Below are 18,595 nucleotides of genomic sequence, written 5' to 3'. Positions count from 1 at the left end.
AGTCCGGGAATCCTGACTGGCTTTTTTTATTATCTATTCTTTCAGCTTCGGAGTGATCTTCAGCTCCAGTGGTTTGCCATCACGAAGAATCTTCATAATGGTCTCTTGATTGGGTTTCACCGATTGAAGCGTGTAAACATAGTCATACAGGTTTTCAATCTTGGTTCCACCGAACTCGGTGATGATATCCTTGTCTTTCAATCCGGCTTTTTCAGCAGGGCTGTCTTTGGACGCCCCCGAGATACGCACCCCTTTGACCCCTTCCTGGGAATAATCCGGAACTGTGCCCAGGTAAACGCGGAAGCTGCGCCCTTCCAGACGGTTCTGGGCACCGGCCACCTTCACATATTTGACCATCGGAAGTTTGGAATCGACTAAAAGGTCCGTCAGGCTTCTTACGGCCGTCAGAACACGGGCAACACCTTCATAGTTTACCATTTCAGGAATGTCGCGAGGACTGTGGTATTCAGCGTGGGACCCGGTGAAGAAGTTCGCCGTGGGAACTCCAGCCAGATAGAAGGCCAAAGAATCTGTCGGCAGATAAGGGTCTTCTTGAACAATCATCGGAACCGCACTGCGCACGCCGACTTCTTCAGCCAGACGGGTCCAGTTGTCAGCAGATCCCAAACCCTGAACAAAGACGCGATCTTTGAATCGACCGATCATGTCCATGTTGATATAAGCGGTAATATTATGTTTCGCCATGTTTTTGGTGAAATGAGACGATCCCAGATTTCCCAATTCCTCGCCGGACCAGATGCCGAAATAGATATTCTTTTTCAGCAGACCGGGCTTGGAAGCCTTCAGGTTCGCATAGTAATGCGCAAGCTCCATCACACCAGCGACCCCTGAGGCATTGTCATCAGCACCCACATGGGCTTTACCAGCTTCGCCGGTTTTAGCCAGGCTGCTGCCGAACTGACCGTGTCCCAGGTGATCCCCATGGGCGCCGATCATCACCGCAGAATCAGCACCGACGACAGCCAGTTTCGCAACGACATTGATGCCTTGAGCTTTCTGGAACTGCAAATCCACCTGCGCCTTGATATACGCCGAAGGAATCACAAAACCCTCAAGCATTTCGCCTTTATCCAGTTTCATTTGCAGCTTGATCAGATCCTGACCTGCATAACGAATCATTTCCTGAGCGGCTGATGTCGACAGGCGCAAAACCCCCAGCGTGCTTTCAGACAAAGAGCCTTCGAATTTGATCTTGCCGAACTTTTCCGGCAAACCGCTTTCTGGTCCGTTGGTCACAATAATACCAACAGCCCCTTCGTTTTTCGCCACGGTCACTTTGTGCTGCAAACGAGAATACAGATTCAGGTAATGACGACGTTGCGGCGACACGTTCGCCGGCAAATCCGACAGCACCATCACCCACTTGCCTTTAACATCCAGACCTTTGTAAGAGTTGTATTCAGCTTCCTTGTCGCTGGCCGGAGCTTTAATACCATAACCCGCAAACACCACCGGTGCTTCACGGAAGTCTCCGGTTTTAGAGAATGACACCGGTTCAAAATCCTTGGAAACAGTGTATTTCTTTTTAAATGAACCCACCACTTCAAGTGAGTTCGCAGCACCCAGACCCACACCTGAAGTAAATTCGAAGGTTTCAAAGAAAGATCCATTGGGACCTGCGCCTGTCAAACCCCAGGACTTTAAGAGCTGCGCAAGCTTTGCGGTGTAAATCTTTTCCTCACCCGTGCCTGTGCCGCGGCCCTGAAGCTCGGGAGAGGCCAGATAGTAAACCCATTTTTTGATGTCTTCGACCTTCACTTCCGCAGTCAAAGACCCCGCCGCCGGATCCTGCGCCGAAAGACCCAAAAGCTTTCTCGCCTGAGCATCATCCCACTTCGCGATAAAGATCTGCGAATCCCCTTTTTCATTTCGGTGAGTCCAGGACAGGCTGTTGCCATCCGGAGTGAACACCGGAAGTCCGTCAAAGCCCTCATCCGAGGTTACCCGCACCGGCGCTTTCTTGCCTTCCGCATCGACAATAAAAAGTTCAAAGTTGTGATAACCCAGAACGCTGGAACCAAAGATGATGTAATCCCCTGATGGATGGAAATAAGGAGCCCAGGACATGGACTTTAATTTTGTAACTTGTTTCTGGTCAGAGCCATCGACATTCATGGTGAAGATTTCCGCCGTGGAACCATTCGGAGAGAATCGACGCCAGGTGATTTTCTTGCCATCCGCACTGAAGAACGGACCGCCATCATAACCTTTGGAATCCGTCAGGCGCTTCACCTCGGTGCCATCAGCCTTCATGATGTAAATGTCCATCATATAGGAAGGGTCCTGCTCAAAAAGTTTTTTATCCTCCCCTTCCAGTTTTTCCGTGTAACCGGCACGGTTGGAGGCAAAGGCAATCCATTGTCCATCCGGAGAATAAGACCCTTCAGCGTCATAGCCTTTTTCGCGGGTCAGGCGCTGGATGCTTTTGCCATTCAGATCAGAACTGAAGATGTCGTAGTTATCATCAAAGCTCCAGGAATAGCGGGCTTTAACGGCTTTTTTGCGGTTGTCGTATTCTTCCTGGGTTTTCTTTTTCGTTTCCGGATCCAGATGAGTGGACGAATACAGAACCTTCTTCATGGACGGATGAATCCAGCCGCAGGTGGTTTTCCCATGCCCCGGCGAAACCCGTGTCGTGTCACCACTGATCAGATCCAGAATGTACATCTGATAGAAGGGATTCCCCGGCTCGCGCTCACTTTGAAAGATCATCTTTTTGCCGTCAGGACTGAAATAACCCTCCCCTGACTTAGGGCCTGTGAAGGTCAATTGACGGGCTTCACCCACCAGGGTGTGCGGCTCGTTGGAAAAGGCACCCGTGGCGGCAGTCTCAGATTTGGAAACAGCGGACTTGGTGTCCTTCATCTGGCACGCCACCAGGCCGGAAATTAGCGAGAAAATGCAGGCACTTGTAAGAAGAACTTTCACTTTTTTCATAGTCTGTGTAGGCTAAAAGCAGGACCATCTTAAGTCAAACCCAAGCGAAGAAAAGAGAAACTCATGCGCCGCACGTTTCACTTGGCTCTCATCTCACTTTCACTGACCGCCTGCGCCACCTCATCACCGTATAAACTTTCAAGCCTGAGCTATTCTGAAGAAGAGCTGAAGCCGAAAGCCACGCGCGGCATCGCCTCGGTTGAACATAAAAAAGAAAAGTCCTATCTGTCTTTGGATCTGCCTTATGCGGCCTTTGAAAAAATGCGCGTTGATGTGGAAAAAAACCAGAACGTGCAGCTTCAGCATCGCGGCGAAGCGCACATCACCGTAATTTCACCTGTCGAGTTCACCAAGTTGAAAAAGAAAATCTCGATGAAAGAGATCAACGCCCTGGCTGAACGCATGGACATGAATAAAAGCTCTTATCACCTGCTGTGTGTGGGCAAAGGGGCAGTGAATGAGGATGCCACCTATTACGCCGTGGTGGAATCAGACCGCCTGTTCCAGATCAGAAAAGCCGTGCACGTTCTTTACACGCAAAAAGGCGGTAAAGCCGAAGACTTCAATCCTGATCTGTACTATCCGCATGTGACATTGGGTTTTACGAAGAAGGATCTGCACCTGGAAGATGGTGTGATCAAGGACGCAAGTTCTTGTATCTATTCCTTGCGCCCGTCTGAATCAGCAAAAAACTAGTAAGTGCTTGAAAGAGCTTTGTCCAAGCCCTGAGTTGTACCGGCGCCAGGGCCCAGCCACAGCGTGGTTTCCTCAATCAAAGAACCATCAGAAAACTTGCAGACGTTGAACGTCTGACCGTCCGTATCCTTGCCTTGCAGAACTTCCGCATCAAAAGATCCACAGATCCCGCCGCGAGCCGAAGAGGCATTGCGGTTCTTATAGGCCACAACGGCCTCTGGAGTCCCTGATTTGGATTTAAACTGGAAAAGGGCTTCAGCCCCCACTGCGGATTCGCCGAAGAAACACATGGAGTATTCCTCCGAACCGGCTTTTAGAACCCAGAACTGACCCGCCTCAATACGGCAAGCGCGCATCCACGGGTTGTTGTTGGCAGCAAAGGAGGAAACTCCCGCAAAGATGATCATGCCAGCAAGCAATAAAATTCTCACCATTCCCCCATTAGTTTTGATAAGATAGGTTTTTCTTATAACAGCGAAATTGCCGGGGCAAGCACTCAATGCCGAACTTTCAGAAATTCGAAACCTTTGACAAACTGACCACTGTGCCTTGTCCCTACGCCCCGGACTGTGGCGGCTGTCAGCATATCGGCGTGCCTTACGGCGACCAGGCTCAAAACAAAATAAACGACCTTTCAGGCTTGTTTACGGCGGCATCGGTGGCGTTTCCACAGCCCCTCAAAGTTCTTTCCGCCGGCCCCGCCCATCTGCGGGACCGACTGGATTTCAGCCTTCAGGACGGCCGCTTGGGACTTTACCGCACGGATCGTCATGAAATTCTCGATATCGAAGTCTGCGCCCAGTTGAGCCCCGCATTGCAAGAATGGCTCTCGGACTTTAGAAAGATTCAGTGGCCTTTTAAGCGCGGATCCTTCCGACTTCGCGTCGGACCGGCCGGACAGCGCGGAGTGTGGATTGATTTGGCCAATATCGACATCAAAACCCTGCTGGATGAGCAAAGCATCCTGTACTCCCTGCAACAGCAGTCTTTCGTTGAAATCGGCCAGCGCCGCAAAGTTCCGGTTTGGACTGGAAATGAATTTAAGCTGCGCGATCCCGAACATCATGTGTGGTTCCAGTCCTGGATGAACGACACACCGGTGAACCTGTATTGTCAGGTGGCGAGCTTCACTCAGCCCAGCCACAAGGCGAACAAGGTCATCTGTGATGTGATTTATGATTGGGTGAAACGGTACAAAGCTCAGCGCCTGATCGAGTTCGGCTCTGGCATCGGCAATCTGACCTTCCCGGCTTTGGCGGGGGCAGAGAGTATTCTGGCGTGTGAAATCGACGAGCTTTCGCTGCAAGGTCTGGAGCGCTCTTTAAACGAGCTTCCTGCAAGCCTGTCACACCTGAAAGATCGCGTGACGATTTATCGCGGGGACTTCCAGAAAAAACTGACGCAGGACTTTTCCCAGTTCGACGGGGTGCTGGCAAATCCGCCAAGATCAGGTTTGATGGGCTTTTTGAATCCGCTACAAAACCTTGCGCCTGAACAGCGGCCCGAGTTCTTTATTTATATGTCCTGTTATCCTGAATCCATGGCCCGGGATCTGGTGACCCTGCAGGAATGCGGATACCGCATGCAGGAGGTCTTTATCGTCGACCAATTCCCGCAGACGGATCACTATGAGGTTCTGGGATTACTTCAAAGAGAAAAGGCGTAAGCCTGAAAGCGCACCGGCCAGATCTTTCCCGGCCAATAGCGAAAGCAACGGCAAGGTCACAATCCCAGTGATTAAAATCAAGGAACTGCGCAAAGCCACACGGAAGATATAACTGATTTGCAGACGCTCATGAGGTTGCCCCAAACGCAGATCACACGCCCACTCACCAATGGTGGAACCCATCAGGCTGCGGATCGTGATCATGTACACCCAGGCAAACATCACAAAAACTTCAGCAAAGAAAGTCAGCTGATGCTGGCTGTGGAACATACGATTCATCAACGAACCGACCGGCGTTTTCACGATCATGGAAAACATCAGCATGAACACGCAACTGACAGCAATCAGAATCAAAGCATCAATGAAAGACGCCAGCCACGACCACAGCGCAAGTTTATAACCCTTGCGACGCGCCGATGGCCCGCCATGAAAACCGGTTCCCTGCTCAAAATTCAGATCTCGACGATCCTTGAACAAGCCGTTCACGCGTGACGGAGCCGGAGTCACCGGACCCCGACGACGCGGGGCTGGGCCCCTTAACGGCACAGGGGCTTCCCTTTTCTGGGGAGCCCGCTGTGGATTGTTTTTCTCTTGATGCTTGTCGATATTCACTTTTTAAGTTTCCTAGCGAACCCCACCCGCACGGATGGAGGTGTCAGTAGTTGTTCCGCCCTCGGAATCCGGAGTCGGAGGAGGCACCACCACGACCGGCACACACACGTTGTTGATCAACTGGTTCGGAGCCGGGCAAGGAGCCGTTGGCGGAGGATCGACCACCGGAGGTGTCGTCACAGTTGTTGTCGCCGTCGGCTCTGGTTCTGGAGCAGGTGCTGGTGGCACGTACTCTGGAGACTTGGAGTCGGATTTGGACTTCTTGCTGAACAACCACCAGAAAGCACCCAGGGCCAGCAAACCGATACCGACTGGAATGATCCAGTTTTTATTACGGCACCAGAAGCCACAGCTGTCGTCTTTGCCGACTTCTGTTTTACCACCTGGCAGATCACCCTCGCCACCAGCTTCGATCACTAGACAGCTTGGACGGGATTCACTTTCACTTGGTTCACTTTCTTTAGTTCCCTCAGGACATACACAGCCTTTGCCGCCTTCACCCGGAACGGAACCTGGTTTTTCAACAGAACAATCACCCGCGATCGGACCTGGAGGAGATGGCGGCTCTGGAGACACCACGAAAGACTGCAGGGAGAACGCACGGGTTTTGATCTCGTTACAAGCTGACGCCTGGTCATCACGCTGCTGTGCAATTTTTTGCAACGGCAACTGACCACACTCTGCAACTGCAGAGTTGATGAAGTTTTGCAGGTCACCCAGGTAAGCAGAGATCTGATTGTACTGCTCTTGAGAGATCTTACCTTCTTCGTTCAGAACCAGGTTGATATCCTGGCCTTTTACTTTTTTCAGATAAGACTCAATGATACGTTTTTTATCTTCGCCTTCCGACTTCACATCACCTGTGCGCAGAGGGGATTTGCCGTTACAAACGCGGGTTGCGTACTTGATCTCAGAACGGGATACGCAATGAGGGGTACCGTTCGCGCTGAAACCATAAACCATCGGGTTACAGGAAACGCCGTTGTTCAAGCACGTCGCGCTGTTGACTTCCATTTTGTTTTTCAGATCGATCGCCCCCTGCTTGCTACCGCCGCAGGAATTGTTTTCGCCATAAATGGACAGATAACCCGCCACGATACATGGCTTACCAACAAGACTTGCTGCTTCAGCCTCTTCCCCAAAGAAGAATGAAGCCGCCCACTCATGACGTTTATTGAGTTCATTCAACGCCTGAACACCATAGATTTTAGTATAAACTTTCTGAGCGGATTCAAGAGCCGCACGCATGCGCACAAAGTACTCTGCTTTCTGACGCGGAGTCAGACGCGTGTATTCTTTGTAAGTCAAAACGAAGTTTTTGCTTAGAGGCTTTTGTTTGCCCGTTTTCAGGGACTTGGCAACAACCGGATCCAGCTTCGCCATTTTACCGGCGATCGCGTTGAAGTTGTTATAATTCATCAGCTCTTTGCGCTTGAAGTTGACGCCGTTGACCTTCAGTGGATTTTCGTCATCACCAGTGAAAGTCAAAGTGGAAGTCTGACCAGCATGAGTCAAAGTCAAACGCACTTGCTCTTTACCGTCTGCGCCTTTGTAAGTGGATGCTTCCACCGCCGGCATCATTTCATGACGATTCAACTCCACCCATTGATCCATCTGCTTTTGCAGTTTGTGAGGATAAACGTGGCGAACCATGCGGTAGAATTCACCGACGGTCATTTTCTTTGTCGTGAGCCCTGTTTCTTTCAGGTATTGATTGATCAGCTTCTTCTGATCCTGTGCCGCCGCACCCTGTGCGACTGGCGCCATACACATCGTGAATGCAGATGCGCTGGCTGCAAGACTTTTCATCAATGACTTCGGTTTCAACTTCCATCTCATAACGACCTCATGCTTTTGAGTCTTTTCGGTACACATTCTAAAAAACTTAAAAAGAACCCGGACTTAACTTAACTTTTCTGTTCCTGTCTCAATCTGAGACCGCAACCACTCCTGCAAATATAACCGGTCCCGCTCTGTAAGTTCTTTAAACTTCAGGCGAAGCACGTTATCGCGATACTCCACGACTCGACTTTTGACCTTCATATTACGAATGTCGGGGAAGATCACATCCACAAACCGCAATCCTTGGGACCCCTCAAGATCCCGCTGCAAACGAACCCTCGCCCCGCTGGCGGAAATGGACTCAGTAACCCCTTCAAAAATATCCTGAGCCACCACATTCACGGGAGTGCGGAACTCATAACGAGCCGCCGCCGGGAACAACCACTGCGCGCGTCGATCCAGATAAGGAAAACGGAAGTAAAAAGCCAGCAACAAAACAAAAGCCGTGATCAGGCAGGACATGAAAAGCTGTCCATGAACGAACAGGCCGCTGTCTGAAAACTCGCCATTGCCCCAACGATAGAGATTGATAAAAAGCACCAGCATCAACGAGCCAATCGCCAGAGTCCATGTGGCCTTATGCGCGCGCAACAACAAAACCCCGGTCAAAAACAAAAGACCCAGCCACATCCAATCAAGATTCGAAACAGATTGCGCGAAAGAAAGAAACCCGCTTTGCGAATTGACAAATTCAGAGCTTACAAAACTGATCAGAAGATTTCCCAATGGAGCCAGAATAAAAAGAATCGCCATCAGGTACATTCCCGTTGGCCTTTTCAACTGTTCTTCCCCCATGAAACCCCCTCCAGTATGTTAAACGAAAGCAACTTGACGGGGCATCACTTCTTGCGATCTCTGGACCTTAGTTATGTCAAAAACAGCAAAACAAATACTCATTTTATTGGTGTCCCTTTTATCAACCCAAAGCTTTGCCACTCCGACCCGAAAAATCTCGGACTCCCTGGTGGAGAATCTGGCTTGCGACCGCGTTTCGACAGAGGAAATCTATCGCCGCATCCGGCCCGAGTCCTTAGGCAGCAGCTATCACAATCTGTCAGTAAACTGGCCCTTCTCGGCCGGCCTTTATGATCTGGCCGCGTGCTGGTCCTTGTCGCGCACGCAGCGTCTGTTCTTTTATCTGTCGCGCTGGAATCAGGGGAGCGATCCCACACCCCAGCAGACCACCGAGATACTGGACATGGTTCGCGGCAGCCGCCCCTATGCATCTGGCAGTGGCTTGAAAGAAACGGCCTTGAGTGAATTCAAAGTCTTCAGTCAGAAGGACTCCCAATGGCGCACCAACACGCCCTTGTGGTCGCAGATGCAGTATGGTTTTTCCCAGAAATTTTCAAATGGCAAAACATTGTATCGTGCCTGGAAGAATGAAATTGAACACTATCAGAAAGAACGGTTTCACGAATTCGCAAAGAACCTGAAGTACGTGATCGGCGACGACGCCCGCAGCGGACGCAAGAACCGCCAGACCCGCGATGTGCTTTTAAGAAATCTTGAATCCCACCGTCTGACTTTACTGTTGTTGCGTCCCACTCGCACCGCCCAGCACGTTGTCGTGGCCAAGTCCTTTGAGGTTAAAAGCAACGGACGAATTGAAATACGCGTGTACGACTCCAACCAGCCCCTGCGGGATCAGATTGTGACCTTTGATGGCCGCGAAGACGATTTCTACGCACCGGACATCGTGCGTGGTCTGCCACGGGTGAAAAACGCCAACGACGCCATCGGGGTTTTTATTGTGGATGAACACGAACGAAGCCTGGTCGACACGGCCTTACTGAAACACTACAAGAAAGCCTGCTCGGTCGCGACAGGCACCTAAGCTGAAGCAGAAATAAAAAAGCCACCCTTATAAGGTGGCTTTTTCGTTGAAGCGTGCCGGAATTTAAATTTATTAGTTGCTGGACATTTTGCAGATTTCAATCAAAGTCTTTTCTTTGACCAAAGAATAAATCTCTTCGATCTCCGGATTTGTCACTGCCACGCACCCCTGGGTCCAGTTCATCGGATGGATCAAACCAACCGCCTGACCTTTACGTTCTTCAGAAGGCAGACCGTGGATCATAATATCGCCACCCGCGGACTTACCCTGGGATTTTGCAAACTCCACATCCGATTTATTCGGATAAGAAACGTGCAAAGCCTTGGTGTACTGACTTTGAGGATTTTTATAATCGATAGAATACAAACCTTCCGGCGTCTTGTTGTCGCCCTCGAACTGCTTGTGACCAACAGGGTTTCTGCCAAAGGCCACTGGGTATACTTTCAACAGGGTCTCGCCAGAAATCAGATAAAGCTCTTTACGGTCTTTGGAAACCACAATTCTTTCCACCGTCAGATCTTCCGCCTGAAGACGATCCACGCTTTCACGGCTGCGATCCAGAAGTTTGTCGACCTGGGAAATGTCTTGGCAATAGCGGAAAGACTTATCCAGGGCCTTGGAGCCCGCGGCAAAAGAGTTTGTAGCAAACAGACTTAGAGCAATGAGGGGAAGCAATGTCTTTTTCATGACGAGAGTTATATCACACTCGCCCCTCATTCACATCCACCCCAAAAAGATATTTTTTTGTAATCGTTTTCCCGTCGTAAAAAGCAAATAAAAAGGTCCCCGTGTTTTTCACGGAGACCCCTATTGTCACTCTGTCAAAAAGTTATTCATCGCCGCCAGCCTGCAGAGTTCCTGCCCCGGCCGGGGACTATCTGCGAAGCGAGGAGCAGGATGAGATACAAGCCTCACGGGCCATTTTCACTCGTGGAGCCATACAGTCCGCGGTGCCCTTGTGGCGAATCACCGACAATGTCCCCACATTCGGAGTGTAGGTCTTGTTGTTCACTTTCGCCAGACACGCATAGTAAGCGTACTTCTCAAGACCCGTTTGCATCTTCGCGCTGGTCGGCAGGTACACACGGGCATCAAAGAAGTTGATACCCACACCACCCACGTTCGGAGAGCTCTGCGCGACCGTGAAATCAAAACCGCTGGATTTGATTTTCGAACAATCGCTTTCGGTTTTTGCCGAAGCGATGCCGAATGGATCAGAACCGGCTTTATCGATCAATAGAACGTGACCATAGACTGCCACGATGTCACCGGCTTTCAGGGACGTCGAAGGTGTCACAGAGATCTTGGATAAACACGTCAGCCCGTTGTTCTGAGGCTCTACATAAGAGCTGGAACCCCACGCCCAGGAATCTGAAGCTTTCAGTGCGCGGCCTGCCTTCAAACGAAGCCCCGCGGTGGCCATGGAGGTGTAAACGTAACCAGAGCAGTCAATACCCAGAACCTTGGTGCCGTCACCGTTGTTCTTAAACATATCAATCGGGGAATCGGCCGCTGTCGTTCCGTAAGGCTTCCCGCCGTAATCATAAATCAAAGGATTGGATTTAACACTGAAGCAACCCTCACCATATCCTGACACACCCTTGATGTAAGGATGCGTGGCCTGAACCTTGGAAAGGCTGGCGATCTCTCGCTTGCTGCCGACACCGTCGGAGTGTTTCCCCACGATAGAGATACCGGAGATCGTGGGCGTCTGCGCATTCAGGTCCGGCAAAGCCACGCTTTGGCAGGTCTGATAGGACGTTGCAAAGGCCCAACGGGCACCGAATACCGCCAAGGGCTCCCCGGCACTCAAAGCTTGGGCTTTATGGTATTCATAATCACGATTCGGCGCTGGTGTTGGCTCTTCCACCACATTACTGCCCCCCGATCCTGAACCCGCATCAGTGCTGCCGGAATCAGATCCCGAGTCTGTGCCCGCTGTGGAGTTGTCGCCGGACGGACAATTCAACTCAAAGCTTTCCACGGTTTTTGAAAGCTGCGTGAAATTGCCACGCACTTTATCCTGCATGTAGCTTCTGAAAACCGTGGAACGGTCCCCAACGTCGATCGCCGACAGAAGCATCAAAAGCTGTTCTGGTGTTTCCACGCGCTCACCCTTGGGAGCTTCTTCAAGCAAGGATACAACCAGCTTGTCCAACTGGGCTTGCAGCTTCTCCTGATCTTCACTTGTCATGCTTGGATTTTCAGCAGCCAGTTTTTGCACCTGATCGCGCATGGCCTGCTTTAGTGTTTCGGAAGCCGGGATCTCTTTTTGCTCAATCAGATAGGCCTTCAGGCCGTCCCAGAGCTTCATCTCCAGCTTGTTGTCTTTGCAGGCAATGTCATTACCCACCTGCGAAGCGATATTGTTCATGGCCTCATACCCCTGTGGTGCGCAGGCCGTCATCATCATCCCTAAGATCAAAACCATTCCGTGTGTTTTCATAGGGAACTTATCGGCAGGCTGACTTGGACAGATTACACCCGGGATGAATTTTAGACTCGACTAGACTAAAAATTAGTCACTATAATCAGAGTTCAAGAGGGACACATCAGCATGGCAGAAAAGTTTATCAAAATTCAGGCACTCTATGGACTCCTTGAACTTGAGCCTTTCATACTTTTGGGGGCGCTCATTGCCATCACCTGGATCTTCTACAAGTTTTTCCTGAAGGAAGCCTCCGACGAAAGACATCGCAGCATCCGCAATCATTTCCGCACTTTGCTTCGCCATTATGTGATTTTGGCCTTCTTGTTTTTGCTCTTTATTTTCATGCAGACCTCCGAACCCCAGATCGGGCGTTTTGCGAAGTTCATTCCTTATGTCGCCTTCCTGACTTTTGTTTGGGGCAACGTGGTGTTTGTGAAAACATCCCGTCTGATCGTCCTGCAGTACCTGTTCTTGGGATCAATGAAGCACGGTGTTCCTCTGCTTCTGGTGAACATTTTCTCTTTGATCCTTTCTATCGTCTTAATGTTCTGGGGCATCACTCACGTGTTTGGCCTGGAGGTGGGACCCCTGCTTGCGACGTCGGCGGCGGCCTCGGTGATTCTGGGTCTGGCGCTGCAGGACACTTTGGGAAATCTGTTTGCCGGAATTTCTTTGCAGCTGGATCGCAACTTTGAAATCGGTGACTGGCTGGAAATCACGAGCGGTATTCAGAAAGCCACGGGTCAAGTGCGCGAGATCACCTGGCGCTCCACAACCCTGGTGGGCTTTTCTGATGAGCTGATCACCTTCCCGAATCGCTTTATGGCCAATGCTCAGATTTCAAACTTCTCCCCACCGGACAACCCTATCGTTCGCCGTCAGATCTTCCGCCTGGCATTCGGTCAGAACATCGAGCTGGCCAAGCAGATCCTGGAGCGCACGGTCGCCGGAGTTGGCGAAATCCGAGGCATTCCGGCACCTTGGGCCTATGTCAGCGACACCAACGAACATTGGGTGGAACTGAAAATCATCTATTTCATTGATAATTACGGTTCCCAGTTCAACATCGGCGACAAGGTTTATGTGCGCGGGATTGAGGCTCTGAAGGCTCAGGGCATCAAATTAGCTCGACAAGTGGTTGAGCTATCGGATACAACCCAAGGCCATGAAATCAGCCGTTAATTTTGAACTTCCCCTGGCGGTAAAAATCCGCAAACAGATCGTGCAGGCCTTGAACGACTTCAACATGATTGAAGACGGCGACAAGGTCATGGTCTGCGTTTCCGGCGGCAAAGATTCCAGTGTCCTGCTGGCTTTGCTGACCGAAATCCAAAGACGCTCTGAGCGCAAATTCCAAATCGAAGCTGCGATCCTGGATCAAAAACAACCGGGCTTCGATGTTTCCAAATTCAAAGTTTGGGTGGAAAGCCTGGGCGTGCCTTTTCATATCGTTGAAAAAGACACTTATTCCATCGTGAAAGAAAAAGTTCAGGGCGGAACGTTCTGTTCTCTTTGCTCACGTCTGCGCCGTGCGATTCTTTATGATTTTGCCCATAACAACGGCTTCACCAAGCTGGCACTGGGACACCACCGCGATGACGTCGTTCACACGGCCTTGCTGAACATGTTCTATGTCGGCACCACTGCGGCCATGCCACCAAAACTGAAATCTGACGACGAACGCAATATTCTGGTCCGCCCACTGTGCTATGCTTCTGAAAGAGATATCGAAGAACTGGCGGCCGAATGGGCCTTCCCGGTGATCCCGTGCAACCTGTGCGGATCCCAGGACGGATTGAAACGTCAGCGCATCAAAAAGCTGGTTCGAGACCTCGAAAAAGAGATCCCGAACATCTATGCCTCCATCCAGACTTCCATGACGAATATCAAGCCAAGTCAACTGATGGATCAGGATTTGTGGGACTTTAAGAACCTCAAGACCTAGTGGCCCGAAGCTCCTGCGGTGATTTTCAAGCTTGCCGCCGGAGCCGCCAGTTCGTGCTCATCCTGACCTGGAACCGGGATATCAAACCAGTCAATCTGACCTTTTTCACAGACCTGTGAGACTTTGAAATACAAGGTTGAATTTGCCGGGGCCGTGATTTTCGCCCGAATCACAAATTCGTCATAGAATGCATCCGGCAAGTTTCCACCGCTGAACTTCACTGCCGTGGCAACACCGCTGGTGTCTGTTTCAACCGCCACATCCCAGCCTGGCTTCGGCATGGGTTTAGGCGTGATGAAGCCCTTGGGCAAATGCACCGTCAAAGACGTGGTGGCTGTGGCATCGCAGCCATGAGGTACGCGCACAACAGCCTTGTAATAGCTGCCAGCAGCGGCTTGAGGATTTTCCAGGGACACATGGGCAAGGGCTTGAGAGCCCAGTAACAAAGACAGAACAGGGATCATTTTAAGCACAAAGGCCTCCTTGATGGATGGATGGATGGATGGATTTTTAATCCACTTCAAGAAGGCCCACAATGCAGCAATTAGTTGCGTGAAATTGAAGCTTATTTTTTAGAGCACATCAGCGTATAAGTCTTGGTCTTCACATTGGCAATTTCACCAAAAGAAAAACCCTCATCCAACTGTCCGGCTTGAACATCACCAAGGCTGTTGAAGTAGTGTGTTCCCTGCTCAGACTCACCGATGAATACCGGCAGTGACTCATCACCCGTTTCACTTTTCATCGACACTACAAATCCTTTTTTGGTGAAGCCCACTTTACTGAAATACTTGGCAGACTTTCCGGTCTCTTTATCCATCACGACCAGAGTTCCGTCTTGGATTGAATGCGCAAAACGCGTTCCTTCATGCGTGCAGTATTTATTGCCTTCCTGATCGATAAAATACTGACCCTGACCCTCGGAACGAACCTCGTTTTTCCAGGCGTTCCCGGCTCTTTCAGCGAAAGATGTGGCACTGGCCACCATAACAACCGCAAACAACAAATGAGAGGCTTTCATTGTATTCTCCTTTATAAATGTTCATCGCGGAGAATAGCGACAACTGTGCCTGTTCCAAAATCAATCTATTCTCGGATAACTGCGGAACACTGTCTAAAGAGTTGGCAGAGGCCAAGAAGGGGCGCTTAAGCCATGGCTTTTTGAACTGCGGGGCGAGCTCCCACCAGCTCAGCCCAGCGCTTCACTGCCGGCTTGTCTTCAAACCAGCCCGGCTGGGCATGAATAAATCCTGCCACCCAAGGATATGTCACCATGTCGGCGATGGTGTAACTTTCACCCGAAAGGTACTTGTTCCCGGAAAGCTGGATTTCCATCACCCCCACCAGACGACGTGCCTCTTTTTCAAAGCGCTCGATAAACCCCGGGTTGTGCGGGGTCAGCGTGTTCAGACCATAATAGTAATTCCCAAAGATCGGTCCAATCGCCGACATCTGGAACATCACCCACTGCATCGTGCGGGTTTTTTCCGGCAAAGAATCGCCCAGAAACTTCCCGTGCTTTTCGGCCAGATAATAAAGGATAGCACCGCTTTCAAACACCGTCGTCTGCCCTTCCGGCCCCTTGTTGTCGATGATGGTGGGGATTTTTCCATTCGGGTTCATCGCCAGAAACTCCGGCTTTTTTTGCTCCAGATCCTTCAGGCTCACCTTGTGCAGGTTGTAGGCAAGGCCCAATTCTTCCAGCATGATGGTCACTTTGCGGCCGTTGGGGGTGGAGGCGGTGTAAAACTCGATCATAGATGAACTCCTTCAGGCGAAAGGCCCCAGTTTAGACCCCCTTTCGTTAAAACGGGACCCCTGACCACCCGCATCCATGATTGCTGCCTATCTCTTAATAAGATAGATTTTGGTCTGTTCAGTTTTCACATGTGCGGATATAGCGTAGTTGGTAGCGCGCTTCCTTGACATGGAAGAGGTCACTGGTTCAAGTCCAGTTATTCGCACCATTTTCTTCCTTTTTTTCCTGTCTGCTTTCAAGCAATTCCCCGTCAGATCACAAACAGTTTTAGTAAACAAAGGCTCTTGCTCCGGCAGATTGATTTTTGCGCTTTTTCTGCGCTATCTTAGTTTCATGAAAACAATGAGACTCATCGCCCTGCTAATGACATCCATGCTTATCAGTTGCTCCACTCTGACACCGAAAGTGAACGAAGCGGACATCAACGCCGAAGCGGAGAAAGCTTACGCGGAAATCAAAACCAAATCCAAAATCTCCACCAACAAAGAATGGACCGCGATGGTTCAGCGCGTGGCCGATCGAATCGCCAAGGCCTCTGGTGAAAACTTTCAGTGGGAAGTCATCCTGATCGACAGCCCCGAAGTGAATGCCTGGTGCATGCCCGGTGGAAAAATGGCGGTTTATACCGGCATCATGCCCGTGCTAAAAACCGAAGGCGCCCTGGCTGCGGTCATGGGGCATGAGGTGGCTCACGCGACTTTGCGCCACGGGATGGAAGGCTATATCCGCGCCAAACAACAAAGCTATGCCGGCATCCTGATTGCGGGCGCCACCGTCGTCGGGGGACAATTGCTTTGTAAAACAGATGAATGCCGCAAGTGGAGCGCCCTGGGTGGCGCAGCCGCTGGCTTTGCCCTGACATTCCTGGAAAGAAAATTCAGCCGCGGAGACGAAACATCCGCAGACAAAAAGGGTCAGATCTATATGGCCAAAGCCGGATACGACCCGAAAGAATCTTTGGTGTTGTGGGATCGCATGAATGCCGCAAAACAGGGCGCGGCTCCGCCAGAGTTTATCTCCACGCACCCGTCTGATCAGACCCGTAAAAACAATCTGAAAAGCTGGCTGCCAGAGGCCGAATCCGTTTACGCCCAGTCACCCAGCAAATACGGCCTGGGCGCAACCATCAAGTAGTCTTACTTGCAGGACGCGGTGAAGATCACATCCTTTGCCGCAAACTGCACATCATAGCGGTCAGACGCTCTTGCTGGCCTTCAAGTGACTGCACTTGAATGTCCATATCGGCGATGTCTCCCATACTGCAAATCATGGTGGTGTCAGCGAACGCGGCTGCGGAAAGCAAGCTGATCAAAATAAAAATGGACAGATTCATCATATAATTCTCCTGCATTGTTTAATGGCGAGGGAATATAGACAAAGCTTAGCTAAAGATCGAGTTAGGAGATTTTAATAAAGGTGGTCCGGGCAGTGGGAGGTCCTGCCCGGAAGAAAAACGATTACTATCTTTCAATGATCGCGGCCACACCCATACCACCTGCGGTACAGATGGAGATCAGCCCACGACCGGAACCCTTTTGTGCGAGCATCTTGGCAAGGCTGGCCACAATTCTTCCACCGGTCGCCGCAAAGGGATGGCCCAGTGCAAGACTTCCACCTTTGACGTTCATTTTGGAACGATCAATGGATCCCAGTGCCTTGTCCCAGCCCAGTTGTGTGCGGCAGTATTGCTCATCTTCCCAGGCCTTCAAAGTGCAGAGCACCTGGCCCGCGAAGGCTTCGTGAATCTCATAGAAGTCGAAATCCTGCAAAGTCAGGTTATTGCGGCGAAGAAGATTAGCCACCGCGCGTGTCGGGGCCATCAAAAGACCTTCGCCTTTTACAAAGTCCACGGCCGCGTAATCAGCATCCACAAAATACGCCAGCACCGGCAGGTTTTTCTCTTTGGCAAATTCCTCGCTGCCCAAAAGCACGGCGGAGGCGCCATCAGTCAGCGGAGTGCTGTTGCCGGCAGTCAGCGTGCCCGTGCCATTGAAATCAAAGGCGGGTTTGAGTTTTGCCAGCTTTTCCATGGTCGTGTCGGGACGAACAAAGATGTCCTGCTTCAGACCTTTAAATTCAAACACGAGGTCTTTATAAAAGCCATCCGCATACGCTTTGGCGGCGTTCTGATGACTGTGATAAGCCAGTTCGTCCTGGGCCTCGCGCGTGATCATCCAATCTTTCACCATCATTTCCGTGTGATCACCCATGGATTTGCCAGTGCGTGGTTCCTGCACGTTAGGGAAACGCGGCTTCAGATACTGAAGTTTTAGTTCGGCGAACTTTTTCAGACGCCCACCCAAAGTTTTTTCTTTTTGTGCTTCCATCATGATCCAGGAAAATTCATGCGGCAAAACACCGGCGATATCACTGTTGGTATCGGTACCGCCGCCAATGCCGCTTTCGATCTGGCCTGAGGCGATCTTCAGGGCAATTTGTGCCACCGTCTCAAGCCCCGTACCGCAGGCACGTTGCACATCATAACCCGGCGTGTGTGGATCAAGTCCGGCCCCCAGAACAGTTTCCCGGGCCAGGTTCCAGTCGGAGGCGTTTTTCATCACCGCCCCCAAAGACACATCCCCCAGCAAAGCCCCGCGCAACTGGGTCTTGTCGACCAGATCACGGACCGTCGCCGTCATCAGTTCCCGATTCGAAGTGCGGGAATAATGTGTGAAGGATTTTGTGAACGGAGTTCTGGAGCCGGCCAGGATGGCGACGGGTCTCATGGTTTTACGGTTGCTCATATTTACCTGTCCTGTTCTGGTACCTATTCTGGTTACCTGCAGTAATTCTGCTTGATACCTACCTACTGATAGGTAGATAATATCCCTGTCGGCCCGTGAATGCAA

The 18,595-nt window shown here is 50.9% G+C and carries 18 protein-coding genes and 1 tRNA gene; 7 read left to right on the top strand and 12 right to left on the bottom strand.

From position 1 onward, the window contains the following. Positions 1–33: 33 nt before the first annotated feature. Positions 34–2,958: a M28 family peptidase gene (locus B9G79_RS08875; RefSeq protein ID WP_088565203.1), complete on the bottom strand. Its 2,925-nt coding sequence runs from the start codon at positions 2,956–2,958 to the stop codon at positions 34–36. Positions 2,959–3,021: 63 nt separating this feature from the next. On the opposite strand from B9G79_RS08875, the gene B9G79_RS08870 reads away from it, so the two are divergent. Then, a complete protein-coding gene (locus B9G79_RS08870; RefSeq protein WP_088565202.1) occupies positions 3,022–3,654 on the top strand; it encodes a hypothetical protein in 633 nt (210 codons plus the stop codon). Here B9G79_RS08870 and B9G79_RS08865 read toward each other — a convergent pair. Continuing rightward, positions 3,651–4,088 carry a hypothetical protein gene (locus B9G79_RS08865; protein WP_088565201.1) on the bottom strand — a complete coding sequence of 146 codons (438 nt, stop codon included), beginning with the start codon at positions 4,086–4,088 and terminating at the stop codon, positions 3,651–3,653. The genes B9G79_RS08870 and B9G79_RS08865 overlap by 4 nt on opposite strands. Before the next feature lie 65 nt (positions 4,089–4,153). On the opposite strand from B9G79_RS08865, the gene B9G79_RS08860 reads away from it, so the two are divergent. Continuing rightward, positions 4,154–5,320 carry a class I SAM-dependent RNA methyltransferase gene (locus B9G79_RS08860; RefSeq protein ID WP_088565200.1) on the top strand — a complete coding sequence of 389 codons (1,167 nt, stop codon included), beginning with the start codon at positions 4,154–4,156 and terminating at the stop codon, positions 5,318–5,320. Here B9G79_RS08860 and B9G79_RS08855 read toward each other — a convergent pair. The 3 genes from B9G79_RS08855 to B9G79_RS08845 all read right to left on the bottom strand — a co-directional run bounded on the left by B9G79_RS08855 (position 5,297) and on the right by B9G79_RS08845 (position 8,569). After that, positions 5,297–5,866 (bottom strand): RDD family protein, encoded by a 570-nt coding sequence (locus B9G79_RS08855; protein ID WP_232469298.1) that lies wholly within the window; start codon positions 5,864–5,866, stop codon positions 5,297–5,299. The two genes, B9G79_RS08860 and B9G79_RS08855, sit on opposite strands and share 24 nt — an antisense overlap. A 78-nt stretch (positions 5,867–5,944) precedes the next feature. Further along, positions 5,945–7,771 (bottom strand): hypothetical protein, encoded by a 1,827-nt coding sequence (locus B9G79_RS08850; RefSeq protein WP_232469297.1) that lies wholly within the window; start codon positions 7,769–7,771, stop codon positions 5,945–5,947. A gap of 63 nt (positions 7,772–7,834) precedes the next feature. Continuing rightward, complete coding sequence (locus tag B9G79_RS08845) at positions 7,835–8,569, bottom strand: PilZ domain-containing protein (protein ID WP_088565198.1); 735 nt, start codon at positions 8,567–8,569, stop codon at positions 7,835–7,837. A 73-nt stretch (positions 8,570–8,642) separates the two neighbouring features. Between B9G79_RS08845 and B9G79_RS08840 the strand changes: the two genes are divergently transcribed. Continuing rightward, the gene (locus B9G79_RS08840; RefSeq protein WP_088565197.1) at positions 8,643–9,611 is read left to right on the top strand and encodes a hypothetical protein; all 969 of its coding nucleotides are present in this window, start codon (positions 8,643–8,645) and stop codon (positions 9,609–9,611) included. A 72-nt stretch (positions 9,612–9,683) separates the two neighbouring features. On the opposite strand, the gene B9G79_RS08835 is transcribed toward B9G79_RS08840, so the two are convergent. Together B9G79_RS08835 and B9G79_RS08830 are read right to left on the bottom strand one after the other, a co-directional pair. Further along, a complete protein-coding gene (locus B9G79_RS08835; protein ID WP_088565196.1) occupies positions 9,684–10,298 on the bottom strand; it encodes a L,D-transpeptidase family protein in 615 nt (204 codons plus the stop codon). 187 nt (positions 10,299–10,485) lie between these two features. Then, complete coding sequence (locus B9G79_RS08830; RefSeq protein WP_232469296.1) at positions 10,486–12,057, bottom strand: hypothetical protein; 1,572 nt, start codon at positions 12,055–12,057, stop codon at positions 10,486–10,488. 111 nt (positions 12,058–12,168) lie between these two features. On the opposite strand from B9G79_RS08830, the gene B9G79_RS08825 reads away from it, so the two are divergent. Both B9G79_RS08825 and ttcA read left to right on the top strand, forming a co-directional pair. Beyond that, complete coding sequence (locus B9G79_RS08825) at positions 12,169–13,224, top strand: mechanosensitive ion channel family protein (RefSeq protein ID WP_088565194.1); 1,056 nt, start codon at positions 12,169–12,171, stop codon at positions 13,222–13,224. Beyond that, a complete protein-coding gene (gene ttcA, locus B9G79_RS08820; RefSeq protein WP_088565193.1) occupies positions 13,208–13,987 on the top strand; it encodes a tRNA 2-thiocytidine(32) synthetase TtcA in 780 nt (259 codons plus the stop codon). The genes B9G79_RS08825 and ttcA overlap by 17 nt, the downstream gene beginning before the upstream one ends. On the opposite strand, the gene B9G79_RS08815 is transcribed toward ttcA, so the two are convergent. From B9G79_RS08815 to B9G79_RS08805, 3 genes are all read right to left on the bottom strand, one after another. Next, a complete protein-coding gene (locus B9G79_RS08815) occupies positions 13,984–14,460 on the bottom strand; it encodes a YcnI family protein (RefSeq protein WP_088565192.1) in 477 nt (158 codons plus the stop codon). The two genes, ttcA and B9G79_RS08815, sit on opposite strands and share 4 nt — an antisense overlap. A 92-nt stretch (positions 14,461–14,552) precedes the next feature. After that, positions 14,553–15,008 carry a hypothetical protein gene (locus tag B9G79_RS08810; protein ID WP_088565191.1) on the bottom strand — a complete coding sequence of 152 codons (456 nt, stop codon included), beginning with the start codon at positions 15,006–15,008 and terminating at the stop codon, positions 14,553–14,555. A 125-nt stretch (positions 15,009–15,133) separates the two neighbouring features. Then, positions 15,134–15,745: a glutathione S-transferase family protein gene (locus tag B9G79_RS08805; RefSeq protein ID WP_088565190.1), complete on the bottom strand. Its 612-nt coding sequence runs from the start codon at positions 15,743–15,745 to the stop codon at positions 15,134–15,136. A gap of 133 nt (positions 15,746–15,878) precedes the next feature. Between B9G79_RS08805 and B9G79_RS08800 the strand changes: the two genes are divergently transcribed. Continuing rightward, positions 15,879–15,954, top strand: a tRNA-Val gene (locus B9G79_RS08800). A 134-nt stretch (positions 15,955–16,088) separates the two neighbouring features. Continuing rightward, complete coding sequence (locus tag B9G79_RS08795) at positions 16,089–16,880, top strand: M48 family metallopeptidase (RefSeq protein WP_232469295.1); 792 nt, start codon at positions 16,089–16,091, stop codon at positions 16,878–16,880. A 25-nt stretch (positions 16,881–16,905) separates the two neighbouring features. Here B9G79_RS08795 and B9G79_RS08790 read toward each other — a convergent pair whose 3' ends face one another. Together B9G79_RS08790 and B9G79_RS08785 are read right to left on the bottom strand one after the other, a co-directional pair. After that, positions 16,906–17,082, bottom strand: coding sequence for a hypothetical protein (locus tag B9G79_RS08790; protein ID WP_232469294.1), 177 nt, complete (start codon positions 17,080–17,082; stop codon positions 16,906–16,908). Between the two features lie 124 nt (positions 17,083–17,206). Beyond that, on the bottom strand, positions 17,207–18,490 hold the full coding sequence (locus tag B9G79_RS08785) for an acetyl-CoA C-acetyltransferase (protein WP_088565188.1): 1,284 nt from the start codon (positions 18,488–18,490) through the stop codon (positions 17,207–17,209). Positions 18,491–18,595: the final 105 nt, after the last annotated feature.

It is taken from the genome of Bdellovibrio bacteriovorus, assembly GCF_002208115.1.
Taxonomy (GTDB): domain Bacteria; phylum Bdellovibrionota; class Bdellovibrionia; order Bdellovibrionales; family Bdellovibrionaceae; genus Bdellovibrio; species Bdellovibrio bacteriovorus_C.
Note: the sequence above shows the minus strand (reverse complement) of the source record. Positions and strands in the feature narration are given on the sequence as shown.

What these genes read in the sequence shown, in the direction of transcription:
- B9G79_RS08865 (WP_088565201.1), bottom strand. Translation starts at nt 4,088, where the DNA reads ATGGTGAGAATTTTATTGCTTGCTGGCATGATCATCTTTGCGGGAGTT.
- B9G79_RS08845 (WP_088565198.1), bottom strand. Translation starts at nt 8,569, where the DNA reads ATGGGGGAAGAACAGTTGAAAAGGCCAACGGGAATGTACCTGATGGCG.
- B9G79_RS08860 (WP_088565200.1), top strand. Translation starts at nt 4,154, where the DNA reads ATGCCGAACTTTCAGAAATTCGAAACCTTTGACAAACTGACCACTGTG.
- ttcA (WP_088565193.1), top strand. Translation starts at nt 13,208, where the DNA reads ATGAAATCAGCCGTTAATTTTGAACTTCCCCTGGCGGTAAAAATCCGC.
- B9G79_RS08790 (WP_232469294.1), bottom strand. Translation starts at nt 17,082, where the DNA reads ATGATGAATCTGTCCATTTTTATTTTGATCAGCTTGCTTTCCGCAGCC.
- B9G79_RS08805 (WP_088565190.1), bottom strand. Translation starts at nt 15,745, where the DNA reads ATGATCGAGTTTTACACCGCCTCCACCCCCAACGGCCGCAAAGTGACC.
- B9G79_RS08875 (WP_088565203.1), bottom strand. Translation starts at nt 2,958, where the DNA reads ATGAAAAAAGTGAAAGTTCTTCTTACAAGTGCCTGCATTTTCTCGCTA.
- B9G79_RS08830 (WP_232469296.1), bottom strand. Translation starts at nt 12,057, where the DNA reads ATGAAAACACACGGAATGGTTTTGATCTTAGGGATGATGATGACGGCC.
- B9G79_RS08870 (WP_088565202.1), top strand. Translation starts at nt 3,022, where the DNA reads ATGCGCCGCACGTTTCACTTGGCTCTCATCTCACTTTCACTGACCGCC.
- B9G79_RS08840 (WP_088565197.1), top strand. Translation starts at nt 8,643, where the DNA reads ATGTCAAAAACAGCAAAACAAATACTCATTTTATTGGTGTCCCTTTTA.
- B9G79_RS08825 (WP_088565194.1), top strand. Translation starts at nt 12,169, where the DNA reads ATGGCAGAAAAGTTTATCAAAATTCAGGCACTCTATGGACTCCTTGAA.
- B9G79_RS08785 (WP_088565188.1), bottom strand. Translation starts at nt 18,490, where the DNA reads ATGAGCAACCGTAAAACCATGAGACCCGTCGCCATCCTGGCCGGCTCC.
- B9G79_RS08795 (WP_232469295.1), top strand. Translation starts at nt 16,089, where the DNA reads ATGAGACTCATCGCCCTGCTAATGACATCCATGCTTATCAGTTGCTCC.
- B9G79_RS08810 (WP_088565191.1), bottom strand. Translation starts at nt 15,008, where the DNA reads ATGAAAGCCTCTCATTTGTTGTTTGCGGTTGTTATGGTGGCCAGTGCC.
- B9G79_RS08850 (WP_232469297.1), bottom strand. Translation starts at nt 7,771, where the DNA reads ATGAGATGGAAGTTGAAACCGAAGTCATTGATGAAAAGTCTTGCAGCC.
- B9G79_RS08835 (WP_088565196.1), bottom strand. Translation starts at nt 10,298, where the DNA reads ATGAAAAAGACATTGCTTCCCCTCATTGCTCTAAGTCTGTTTGCTACA.